This window comes from Dyadobacter sp. 3J3 (assembly GCF_009801115.1).
In the GTDB taxonomy this organism is placed as follows: domain Bacteria; phylum Bacteroidota; class Bacteroidia; order Cytophagales; family Spirosomataceae; genus Dyadobacter.
On sequence record NZ_VTOL01000012.1, the window covers coordinates 203,049 to 215,427 of the forward strand.

The 12,379-nt window shown below is 39.9% G+C and carries 10 protein-coding genes; 7 read left to right on the plus strand and 3 right to left on the minus strand.

Annotation, left to right across the window (positions count from 1 at the left end; translation table 11 throughout):
* The first annotated feature begins 70 nt into the window (after positions 1-70).
* Positions 71-1,294 (plus strand): ROK family transcriptional regulator, encoded by a 1,224-nt coding sequence (locus FZF08_RS24075; protein ID WP_159474657.1) that lies wholly within the window; start codon positions 71-73, stop codon positions 1,292-1,294.
* A gap of 57 nt (positions 1,295-1,351) precedes the next feature.
* Here the strand turns inward: FZF08_RS24075 and FZF08_RS24080 are convergent, their stop codons facing one another.
* Positions 1,352-2,599 carry a 3-deoxy-D-manno-octulosonic acid transferase gene (locus tag FZF08_RS24080; protein ID WP_200837159.1) on the minus strand — a complete coding sequence of 416 codons (1,248 nt, stop codon included), beginning with the start codon at positions 2,597-2,599 and terminating at the stop codon, positions 1,352-1,354.
* A gap of 266 nt (positions 2,600-2,865) precedes the next feature.
* On the opposite strand from FZF08_RS24080, the gene FZF08_RS24085 reads away from it, so the two are divergent.
* From FZF08_RS24085 to FZF08_RS24110, 6 genes are all read left to right on the plus strand, one after another.
* Entirely contained in the window at positions 2,866-3,630 is a 765-nt protein-coding gene (locus tag FZF08_RS24085; protein ID WP_159474663.1) for a hypothetical protein, read from the plus strand.
* A 72-nt stretch (positions 3,631-3,702) separates the two neighbouring features.
* Positions 3,703-4,581 carry a lipoyl synthase gene (lipA, locus tag FZF08_RS24090; RefSeq protein WP_159474666.1) on the plus strand — a complete coding sequence of 293 codons (879 nt, stop codon included), beginning with the start codon at positions 3,703-3,705 and terminating at the stop codon, positions 4,579-4,581.
* A 237-nt stretch (positions 4,582-4,818) separates the two neighbouring features.
* Positions 4,819-6,099 carry a methionine adenosyltransferase gene (gene metK, locus FZF08_RS24095; protein WP_159474669.1) on the plus strand — a complete coding sequence of 427 codons (1,281 nt, stop codon included), beginning with the start codon at positions 4,819-4,821 and terminating at the stop codon, positions 6,097-6,099.
* 228 nt (positions 6,100-6,327) lie between these two features.
* Positions 6,328-7,431, plus strand: a complete 1,104-nt coding sequence (locus FZF08_RS24100) for an acyl-CoA desaturase (RefSeq protein WP_159474672.1) — start codon at positions 6,328-6,330, stop codon at positions 7,429-7,431.
* Between the two features lie 49 nt (positions 7,432-7,480).
* Positions 7,481-7,714, plus strand: a complete 234-nt coding sequence (locus FZF08_RS24105; protein ID WP_159474675.1) for a hypothetical protein — start codon at positions 7,481-7,483, stop codon at positions 7,712-7,714.
* An 8-nt stretch (positions 7,715-7,722) separates the two neighbouring features.
* On the plus strand, positions 7,723-8,109 hold the full coding sequence (locus tag FZF08_RS24110) for a putative toxin-antitoxin system toxin component, PIN family (RefSeq protein ID WP_229216677.1): 387 nt from the start codon (positions 7,723-7,725) through the stop codon (positions 8,107-8,109).
* Between the two features lie 7 nt (positions 8,110-8,116).
* On the opposite strand, the gene FZF08_RS24115 is transcribed toward FZF08_RS24110, so the two are convergent.
* Both FZF08_RS24115 and FZF08_RS24120 read right to left on the minus strand, forming a co-directional pair.
* Positions 8,117-11,230, minus strand: coding sequence for an efflux RND transporter permease subunit (locus FZF08_RS24115; protein WP_159474681.1), 3,114 nt, complete (start codon positions 11,228-11,230; stop codon positions 8,117-8,119).
* A gap of 55 nt (positions 11,231-11,285) precedes the next feature.
* The gene (locus FZF08_RS24120; RefSeq protein ID WP_159474684.1) at positions 11,286-12,356 is read right to left on the minus strand and encodes an efflux RND transporter periplasmic adaptor subunit; all 1,071 of its coding nucleotides are present in this window, start codon (positions 12,354-12,356) and stop codon (positions 11,286-11,288) included.
* Positions 12,357-12,379: the final 23 nt, after the last annotated feature.

A 12,379-nucleotide genomic window follows, 5' to 3' on the forward strand; every position in this document is an offset into this window, starting at 1 on the left:
TAGTCCGCCACTTTGCCATTACTGGCTGGTGATCGTCTTTGAACCTTACTACCACAATTCAAAATATGCTATGAATCCCCCTGTTGAAGAGCCAAGCTCCGTTATTGATATAAGAAAAAACCGCCTCAGAAGTAACCTTTTGCTGGAACTTTACCAATCGGGTGATACATCCATTAACAAAATGGCCCGTTTGTTTCACGCCAGTATACCTTCCGCCACTGGTATTGTTAATGAACTGATGCGTGAAGGTTGGATCACAGAAACCGGCACCGGCCCGGCAAGAGCTGGCCGTCCTCCTGTTTTATATGGCTTAAACAGCAAAAAATATTTGAACCTTATCATGGACATTAACCGCCATGATACACATCTTGTTATTTTCGATCTTCATAACCAGATCATCGTGAAGCGCAAGGTGGATATAAAACTGGATGATTCTTCTACTTTTCTTGAAGAACTTTTTAAGGAAACCGATACATTTTTAAAATTCCATGATATCCCGTATTCTAAATTATGGGGAATCGGCGTTTCAATGCCTGGTTTAATAAACTCAACGCAGGGTGTAAACCTTACTTATTTAAATTTGACACCTCCCGGGGTACCGTTGGTTTCCTATTTAAAAAAGCATTTCAATTTACCGGTTTGTCTTTTTAACGATACTAAAGCGACTACAATTGGCGAGCACCGTTTTGGCTATGCTATAAATAAGTCACAGGTGTTAACGATTAATATTGACTGGGGCGTTGGTCTTGGTATTCTGCTAAATGGTGAAGTTTTTAATGGTGCTTCAGGCTTTGCAGGAGAATTAGGCCATATCCAGGTCAAACCTGACGGACTACTTTGTCATTGCGGAAAAATTGGGTGCCTTGACACTATCACATCTGCCCTTGCCTTAATACGACAGGCGAAAGAAGGTATTAAAAATGGCCGGGCCACTATTTTATCACAAATGGTAGATGGCAATCTGGATAACCTCGATACTAGCCACATTATTGAAGCGGTTCACTCAGGTGATGAATTTTCGATCGATTTGCTCAGCACCGTGGGAACAGAATTAGGAAAGGGGCTGGCAACTGCTGTTCATTTGTTTAATCCGGAAGTAATTATTGTCGGCGGATTGCTGGCAGAAGCCGGGCCGTTTATTTCCAATCCGATTGAGCAGGCTATCAATAAATATTGTTTATCAGACTTTAAAAATACCTTATCGCTGCACATTTCCAAATTGGGCCCAAAGGCGAGGTTGCTTGGTACACAAGCTCATTTGTTTGAGCATTTAATTGTGAAGGAATTTTCCTGACGATCCTAAAATAAAGGAGTTAAGAAGTTGAATTTAATTCACCGCTTAACTCCTTTTCTATTTTTTCAACAAAAGTTCTCCTACCTTTTGCATAACAAGTGCTGTGGCACCCGTTCGCGATTCAACATATTTTTCGCTGATTTCTCCCAATTCTTTACGCTTTGAAGGTTCTCTAAGCCATTCAGTCAAATAAAGTTTTATTTCGTTGGTATCGGCTATTGCTTTCGCACTTCCTTCTTCGATCAAATCCAGAGCCTCCTGAAATTTTTGGTATTTTTTGTTACCAAAAAGAATTGGAACAGCAAAAGTGGCGGCTTCGAGAATATTATGTAACCCGGACCCGAAGGAACCACCTATATAAGCGATATTACTATACCGATACAAAGATGATAACATCCCGATATTGTCAATGATCAGATAATCAAATGGTTCAATTTCAGCAGAATTGTCATACGATTTTTTATATTCCGAATACAGCATGGATTTTCCACTCAGTGCTTTCCGCCAGTTTTCCATTTGATTTTTTTCAATTTCATGCGGTGCTATAATCGCTTTTAATGGTTCTTCAAGCTGATTTAATGCAGGAATTAGTTCCATCATATCTGCTTCCCAGACCGAACCAGCAACCAGGCAAGGAGAATCTTGTAAAAATGCTTCAATTTCAGGCAATTGCCGAACACCCGCTACAATACTTCTCACACGGTCAAAGCGCGTATCTCCGGCAAGCGAACAGGCGGAAATATTAATTTGATGCATCAATTTCAGAGATTCCTCATTTTGAACAAACAAGTGATCAAAATAGCACAGCATTTTTCTGTAAAAACCTCCGTAGGATTTAAAGAAAACCTGATCAGCACGGAAAATAGTGGAAAATGAAAGTATGTAAGAACCGCTTTTTTTTAAAGCAACAAGATGATTATACCAGAATTCGTATTTGATAAAAAACGTGATTTCCGGTTTTACAATGTCAACAAAATCCTCCGCATTTTTTGCAGTGTCAAGCGGCATATAACACACATAATCAGCACCCGCATAGTTTTTGCGTATCTCGTATCCGGATGGAGAAAAGAAAGTCAGAATAATAAAATAATCCGCAAATTCCTTGCGAAATTCTTCCATAACAGGCCTTCCCTGTTCAAATTCCCCCAAGGAAGCAGCATGAAACCATACAACAGGACGGTTACCAATTAATCCCGGCAAAACAGCTTTCAGCTTATCAATCAATCCTTTCCGGCCTTCAACGCCCAGTTTAATTTTGGGACTAAACAAAGCTGCCATTTTCATGGCACCGGAAAAGGCGTTCATTGCCTGTTGATATAAGAATTCGGACAAAATAAGCGGGATATCTGAAATGGAAATTTGTTATTTTAACTTACAATTCTGAAACGAAAGTTTCGCAAATAAATAGCTATCGAAACAGCCGTTTTTTATTCTTTTTTCGTTTTAAGAACATAAATGTACAAAAAACCGTTAATGTGAAATCCGGATACAGGTGGATATACTTATATTTCGTAATTTCACTTTCCATTCGCACATTAAATACTATCATCAAGAGATATATTCGCGTAAATATGATTCGTGTAAAAATTTTACTTTCGATCTGTATTCTGGTTACTTTATCCACGGATATATACGCCCAGCGCAAGGCTAAGGCTGATGATACCGAAGAAGTTTATAAATCTTTTACTTCTTTTGGTTTGACAACAAATACCAATTCCGGGATTTTGGGCGGAGCTGTTTTCAGAAAATCAAATCTGATGTCTTCCACTCTTTTTGGAAAAACCCAGTACCGATATCTGGCTGTGGAGCTGGTGAATGTAAAACATCCAAAAGAACAAGCACAAAGTTTTAATACAGGTGCACGGTTTACTTTTGGAAAGGAAAATTATCTTTTTGTTTTAAGACCAGAATATGGCCGCGAACTGGCACTTTTCAACAGACATGAGGACGAAGGAATTTCCATAAGTGCCATTGGCGCGTTCGGCCCTTCCATTGGTTTTGAAAAACCTTATATGATCCAGAAACAAATTTCAGGAGGAAGGGTACAAACGGTTCCTGTTAAAATCGATCCAAACTCTACGGTGGATCCTTATGAAAATTTTGTTGGCGTAGGCAGTTTCTTTTCAGGTTTTGGGCAAAGTAAAGTGGTACCTGGTTTGCATGTGAAAGCTGCGTTAAGTTTTGAACTTAGTGCATTCAGAGAAAATGTGACAGGCGTCGAAATTGGATTTTTAGCAGAAGGTTTTACCCGAAAGATTGAAATTATGGGTTATGCTGATAATAAAAGCGTCTATACTTCTGGCTACATCACACTCTATTTTGGCAGCAAGAAATAAGTCGCTAAATTTATATACTATTTACATCAGTCACTGACACCTGCTGATGATTATTGACTTTGATTAGAACTCATGATTGAACTTCCAGTGATACCTTCCGAACGCAAAAAACGTCCGGATTGGCTAAGAGTAAAACTTCCGGCAGGACCTGAATTTCGTAAGGTTCGCCAGTTGGTTGACAATTATAAATTACATACAATTTGTGAGAGCGGAAGCTGCCCGAATATGGGTGAATGCTGGGGAGCAGGTACTGCTACTTTTATGATTTTGGGAAATGTTTGTACGCGTAGTTGCAGTTTTTGTGCAGTAGCAACAGGCCGTCCAAATGAATATGATGTCGATGAACCACGTCGTGTAGCCGAAGCGATTAAATTAATGGGTGTAAAACATGCCGTTCTTACGTCTGTGAACCGGGATGAATTGAAAGATCGTGGGGCCGAAATATGGTATCAAACCGTACGTATGGTAAAAGAAAACACTCCTGAAACGACGATTGAAACCTTGATTCCTGATGTTAAAAACAACTGGGATGCACTGATCCATATGATTGAAGCAGGCCAGGAAGTTGTTTCCCACAACATGGAAACGGTTGAACGTTTATATCGTTCAGTAAGACCACAAGCAAAATACCAACGCAGCCTTGAACAAATCAAAAGAACGAAGGAATTCGGTCAGCGTACCAAATCCGGTATCATGCTTGGTTTGGGCGAAACACAGGATGAGGTTTACAAAGCAATGGATGATCTTGTTGAAAACGGACTTGATATTTTAACATTAGGCCAATATTTGCAGCCGACAAAAATGCATCATGAAGTGATTGAATGGATCACACCTGCGATGTTTGACAATTATAGAGAAGAAGGATTAAAACGCGGCTTGAAATATGTTGAATCGGGTCCGTTGGTGCGTTCAAGTTATCATGCTGAACGTCACGTTAATGTCCCTATTTGATTTTTGAAATAATGTTTAAATAATGAAGCCTGGTTTCGCCTCGTGTGAAATCAGGCTTCATTATTTAGTAACGTTTCAAAACTATCTTCTTAAAATTGGTTTAATATGGATAACTTATTGATTTTTCCATGCGTAATATTTGGTTAATGTCTTAAAAAAATTCAATTTTGTTGCTCAAATCGGAGTACGGTTATTATCATTATAAATTAAAGAAGTACATAAAACCTAGTACATACTATGCCATATCTATTTACCTCGGAGTCCGTATCTGAAGGACATCCCGATAAAGTAGCTGACCAGATTTCAGATGCATTGATTGATAACTTTTTAGCCTGGGATACAAACAGTAAAGTTGCCTGTGAAACTTTGGTTACAACGGGACAAGTAATATTGGCAGGAGAAGTAAAAACGAATACTTATCTTGATGTACAAAAAATCACTCGTGAAGTAATCCGCAAAATAGGATATACCAAAAGTGAGTATATGTTTGAAGCCAATTCATGTGGAATTTTATCTGCAATTCACGATCAGAGTGCTGATATTAACCAGGGAATTGACCGTGCTGTTGCAAATGAAACTTTTGAAGAAAAAGCCAACGCGCAGGGAGCAGGTGACCAGGGAATGATGTTCGGTTACGCAACACGTGAAACTGACAACTACATGCCGCTTGCTTTGGATCTTGCGCACAAGATTCTTCAGGAAATGTCATACATCCGCAACAACGAACCTGAGCTTATTCCATATCTTCGCCCTGATGCTAAATCTCAGGTAACGATTGAATATAGTGATGAAAACGTTCCTTTGCGCATCGATACTATTGTTGTTTCAACACAACATGATGATTTTGATGAAGAAGCTACAATGCTTGCCAAAATCAAACAGGATATCATCAATATCGTAATACCTCGTGTTAAGGCGAAACTTACAGAATCATTGCAATTATTGTTCACTGATCACATTACTTTCCATATCAACCCGACTGGAAAATTTGTAATCGGTGGTCCTCACGGTGATACTGGTCTTACTGGCCGTAAAATTATCGTGGATACCTATGGTGGAAAAGGTGCTCACGGTGGTGGTGCTTTTTCAGGAAAAGATCCCTCCAAAGTTGACCGTTCTGCGGCATACGCAACACGCCATATTGCAAAAAACATGGTAGCTGCAGGACTTTGTGACGAAGTACTTGTTCAGGTTTCTTATGCCATCGGTGTAGCTCAGCCTTGTGGTTTGTACATCAATACGTACGGAACTTCGAAAGTTGCTGGTCATGACGGAGAAATCGCTTCAAAAATCGAAAAAATCTTTGACTTGCGTCCTTATGCAATCGAGCAACGTTTGAAACTTCGCAACCCGATTTATTCAGAAACGGCTGCGTATGGTCATATGGGTCGTAAAAACGAAATCGTTAAAAAGACTTTCAGAAGCGCTAATGGAGAAGAAAAAGAAGTTGAGGTTGAACTGTTTACATGGGAAAAACTTGATTTTGTAGATAAGATTAAAGAAGCTTTTGCTCTTTAACTAAAACATTATCTAATATAGAGAAGAGGCCGACAGTCAAGTCGGCCTCTTTTGTTTTTGCAAGTTCAATCCCCATGTTACTTTACTATTAATTATCCGAATTAATCAGAACAATTCTTTTGAATGCAGATTAATTACGTATTTTTGACCAATAATCAGACCTTCCATTCGTTGTTATAAAGCCGGATAAAAATTATTCTTCTTTATGGCCTGACCAATTAATACTTTATGCAGCATCAGAAAATCAAATTTGTTAACAAAGAAAAATCCACTTTCTTTCCCACGTTAAGACAAAGAGTTGATCTTTATTTTTCTGAAAACGAGTTGTCTAAAACAGGAGGTCATAAAATTATTTACAAGGCTTTATTTATGCTAAGCCTCTATATCATTCCTTATATATTAATCCTTTCCGGTGCTTTCAATGACCTTGCCATGTTGGGCCTGTCCGTTGTTATGGGCGTAGGAATCGCAGGTGTGGGTATGTCGGTGATGCATGATGCGATTCATGGTTCCCTGGCAAATTCCAATATTTTAAATAAAATCTTTGGCGGTTCTATCTACCTCCTTGGTGGAAATGCTTACAATTGGGAAGTTCAGCATAACAGGCTTCATCATACGTATACCAATATTCATGAAGTTGACGAAGATATTACCGGAAAATTTTTGCTGCGTTTATCCTATCAGGAAAAACAAAAATATATTCACCGTTTTCAGCATATTTATGCTTTCTTCTTGTACAGTCTGATGACGATTTCATTTCTGTGGAAGGATTTCAAAGAGATTTCGTTGTTCAATGAAATGTCAAAATCAGGAATGACAAAACCTTATCCCAAAAAAGAATTGGTCCGTTTGGTCATAAGCAAACTGGCTTATGTTCTTTTCATTTGCGTCCTACCGCTAGCATTTACTTCTATAACTTTTGGAGAATGGGCCATTGGTTTTATGGCCATGCATTGCACGGCAGGACTGATTCTGAGTACTGTTTTCCAAATGGCTCATGTTGTTGAGGGAACGGATCAGCCTGTTCCGGATAATGCCGGAAGTATTGAAAATGCATGGGCAGTTCATCAGCTACAAACTACCTCGAATTTCGCAGGTAAAAACAGATTTCTTTCCTGGTACATAGGCGGGCTGGACTACCAGATCGAACACCATTTATTTCCTTCCATTTCACACATTCATTACCACGCACTCTCACCAATTGTTCGCCAGACTGCAACGGAATTTGGATTGGATTATAATGCAAAATCTGATTTCATCAACGCGCTTGGATCACATGTCAGGATGTTGAGACAAATGGGAACGAGGACTTCCGGGTTTGAATTGGTATAATATCTGATTATTAGTAACTTTAAGTGCTGTTCCGTTAAAACACACTTTTATGGCTCATTCACAAAAACTTTCCGATATACAGTTACACTTGCTTCGATTTTTTAGCGAGCGAGACATTTCAAATGATGAAACGATAGAAATTCAACGTTTGATTGCACGTTTCTATGCTGAAAAGGCGGATAAACTTATGGAGGAAATATGGGAACAAAAGGATTTTAGCCGAGAGAAAATGCAGCATATTCTTAATCTTCCGCTACCTTCTTCTGACTCTCTTAATTCATGAGAGTTGTGATGGATACAAATTGTTTATTAGTAGTTGTACCCAAAAAATCACCATTTCGTTGGATCTATGATGCCCTTTTGGAAGGTAAAATAGAATGGGTAGTTACAACTGAAATACTGGCAGAATACGAGGAATTATTAGCTCGTTTCTACTCTGACGATTATGCAGACTTAATTCTTAAAGTTCTTATTAATCTCCCAAATGTAGTCAAAATAAACCCTATTTCTTTTAATTGGTTATTGATCGATAGGGATCCTGATGACAATAAGTTCGTTGACGCTTATGTTGCCTCCAATTCAGACGCTATTATTACAAACGACCATCATTTTCAAATCTTAAAGTCCATACCTTTTCCTATCGTGAACTGTATAAAATTAGCAGACTTCAAAATCTGAAGGCCATCTACACATGCGCCTGCTCATCTATTTCACTTTCTCTCGCAATCTTTTCAATCATCTTCATTTTATCAAAATCCTTTTCTCTTGAAAGGAAAGTATACATCGCAGGAATAACGTAAAGCGTCAGAACCAGCGAGAAAAGTAATCCACCCATAATCACAATTCCCATAGACATCCGGCTTCTACCAGCGGAGCCCAGGGCCATAGCAATTGGTAATGCCCCCAGAATTGTTGCCAAACTGGTCATCAAAATCGGCCTGAAACGAAGTGTTGCTGCTTCCAGAGCGGCTTCTTTTATTCCAAGTCCGGTTTCTCTTAACTGGTTGGCAAATTCTACTATCAGGATACCATTTTTGGTTACCAATCCAATCAACATAATCATACCGATCTGGCTGAAAATATTCAGTGTCTGATTGAAATACCAAAGGGAAAATACTGCTCCGCCGATCGCTAACGGTACTGTGATCATGATAATAAATGGATCGATAAAACTTTCGAATTGTGCTGCCAGAATAAAATAAATCAACACCAGAGCGAGGAAAAACGAGAACATGGTATTCGAAGAACTTTCAGCATAATCCCTTGAAGAACCACTCAGAGAAGTTTGAATCGCTTCATCTTTTAGTTTATCGCGAATCCTGTCCATGGCAGCGATTCCGTCACCAATGGTTTTACCCGGAGCAAGGGAAGCCTGAACGGTCGCACTCATATACCGGTTAAAGTGGAAAAGTTGGGGCGGACTGCTTTCTTCTACCGTTTTCACGATATTGTCAAGCTGAATCAAACTCCCGTTGCTACTCCGCACAAACATACTTTTCAAATCCAGCGGCTCATCACGGTTGGCCCTGTCGTACTGGCCAATAACCTGATACTGGCGGCCATTCATTGTAAAATATCCAAAACGCTGCCCGGCAAAAGCAAACTGCATCGTCTGTGCTACATCCTGAACGGATATTCCAAGCGATTTTGCTTTTTCCCGATCAATCACAATTTGCAATTCCGGTTTACTGAATTTCAGGTTAACATCCGTAATAGCAAAAGTTGGATCGTTAGAAGCCTCTTCCATAAACTTCGGAAGATATTCCCGCAATTTTTCAAAATCAGGAGCCTGTATCACATATTGAACCGGAAGCCCGCCTTTTGAATCAACGGCAATGGTTTGCTGCTGAACAATGAAGGATTTGGCGTCTGGGTAACGTTTAAATTGTTTGGTAATGTAATCTGCTATTTCCTGCTGTGTTTCCTTTCGCTCCATTCTATCGGTAAGCGCAATTCTGCCGCTACCTGTGTTAGCAGCTCCCAATCCGGAATTTCCGGGTGAAGTGATCAGCATCAAACCTTTTCTGCCGGGCATGGAGTCCATCAACATCTGACCTATATTTTGAACATAATTATCTGTAAATTCAAAAGAAGAACCTTCCGGTGCTGTCACTTGTAAACGGAACCAGTTACGGTCATCCAACGGCGCCAGCTCTGATTTAAGGTCTTTACCAAAAAACCAGATCATTCCCAAAGTCAGACAAATAAGTGGAATAGCAACCCATCTCACTTTCAAAAACGAATTTAAAGCCTGCCCATAATTATTGGTCAGACTTTCAAAGAAAGGCTCCGTTTTTTCATAGAACCAGCTCTTTTTATGTGTTTTACGTACCAGATAGGCATTAAGCATCGGCGTCAACGTGAGCGATACAAAAGCGGAAATTAGTACCGCAGCTGAAATCACAATCCCGAATTCCCGGAAAAGCTTCCCGACAAACCCCTGCATGAAAATCACCGGAAGAAATACAGCAGCCAAGGTAATTGACGTAGAAAGTACCGCAAAAATAATTTCGTTAGATCCTTTAATAGCCGCTTCAATTGGCGGCATACCCTCCTCTATCTTCTTGAAAATATTCTCTGTGACGACAATCCCGTCATCCACAACCAAGCCGGTTGCCAAAACAATAGCTAGCAACGTGAGTACATTGATCGAAAATCCCATGATATACATCACGAAAAACGTACCGATCAGAGAAACAGGAATATCGATCAAAGGCCGGAATGCAATAAGCCAGTCACGGAAAAAAAGGTAAATAATAATCACTACAAGAACAATCGCTATCGCCAAAGTTTCTCCAACCTCCTCAATCGATCGCTCAACAAATATTGTATTGTCGATCAGCGTTCCCAGTTCATAATCTTTCGGAAGTTCCCTCTTGATATCAATCAGTCGTTTGTTTACTTCTTCTGAAATATTGATATAGTTTGCACCTGGCATCGGAGAAATGGCAAGGCCGATCATAGGCACATTGTCCAGCCGCAAAATGGTCTCTTCATTTTCGGGACCAAGCTGTGCGTATCCAATATCTTTTAAATGTATTGTTTGTGTCGTCGTATTTTTTACGATCATTTCGTTAAAATCGTCCTCCGTTTTAAAACGACCGACCGTTTTCACCGTCAATTCCGTATTATCACCCGCCAGTTTTCCGCTTGGTAATTCTATATTTTCTTTGTCCAAAGCAGATTTCACATCTTGTGTTGTTACACCTAAGGAAGCCATTTTCACAGGATCCATCCAGATTCGCATGGCGTATCGTTTCTGGCCAAATATCCGGATTTCACTCACGCCTTCAATCGTTTGCAGGCGTTGGGCAATTACGTTTTCAGCATAATCACTAACCTCCAGATGCGAGCGGGTGTTGCTTTTAAAAGTAAGTACGATAATTGGCTCTGAATTCGCATCTGCCTTTGCAACAACCGGAGGGCCATCAATATCCAGTGGCAAGGTGCGTGAGGCAGATCCAACTTTATCGCGAACATCATTTGCAGCACGTTCCATATCCACACCAATGTCAAACTCAACGGTGATCTGACTGGCCCCCTGGCTACTGGTAGAGTTAATCGACTTAATCCCTTCAATACTATTCAGCTGTTTTTCCAGCGGTTCTGTAATCTGGGATTCAATGATATCGGCATTGGCACCGGTATAACTTGTCCGGATGGAAACCACTGGCGGATCAATGGATGGAAATTCCCGCATACCCAAAAAAGTATAACCCAGGCAACCAAATAAAATGATGAGAAGGTTCATCACAATAGCCAAAACAGGCCGTTTGATGGAGAGCGTTGAAATACTCATAGAAAATAAATATTAGGAGCGGCTTACACCGCAGTAAGTCTTCAAATGCTGAAATTCAATTTATCTTTACAGCGGAATTTGCCTTGATGGCCATAATTCCCGAAGTGATCAGAGAATCTCCCTGCTGCAATCCATCCAAAATCTGGATTTTCTTTTCCGTCCGTAATCCCGTTGTTACCATTGCTTCGCTAGCTTTTCCATTTTTTACGATAAAAACTTTTTTACCCTTCAGAACCGGTACGATGGCTTCTGTCGGGATCATCACTGCTTTGTTATTGGCAGCAAGTGATGCTTTCACTTTGACAAACATCCCGGGCACAAATTTGCCGGATGGATTTTGAGCAATAGCACGAATACGCAGCGTTCTGAGGTTTTCATCCACTTTGGGTTCCAACGCAACCACTTTTGCCGAATAATTGGCAGCATCGCCATCCAGATTAAATGTGATAGCACTGCCGACATGAATATTGGAAGTATATTTTTCAGGCACTGTAAAATCAATCTTGATCGGATTACTTTGTATGATGGTAACGATGGGCGTACCCGGAGCCATATATGCGCCTTCGCTAATGTTTTTCAATCCAATTCTGCCATTGAAAGGAGCACGAATTTCCGTTTTTTCAAGCTGTGCTTCAATGACTTCCTTATCAGCATCCAGCGTCCTTATATTATTGGAAGTAATGTCATATTCTTCAAGATTAATCGCCTCAACTTTCAAAAGTTTTTGTTGGCGAAGTTCTATTTTACGGGCAAGATCCTGATTAAATTCAACCTTTTGCAGCTGCGCTTTAAGCTCGCGGTCGTTTATTTTGGCTATTAATTGTCCCTTTGTAACATAAGAACCTTCCTTAATATTCAGCTTAACAAGACGGCCTGAAATTTCCGCCATCAGATTTACTTCTTCATTGGGTAATACCGTTCCTGATGCGAATATTTGATTATCGATTGTTTCCATTCCAACCACATATACGTTAACAGGAATTGCCCCTGATATTGCGGATTTACCTTCTCCCTTTCCACCACTTCCGGAACCTCCGGATTTCTCACTTTCCGACTTTGGAAAAACATAAATTTTTCCAAGAACCAGGACGATAATAATTGCACCAATTAAAATTACTGTACGCATAGAGGATAAAACTAAATTCCGTT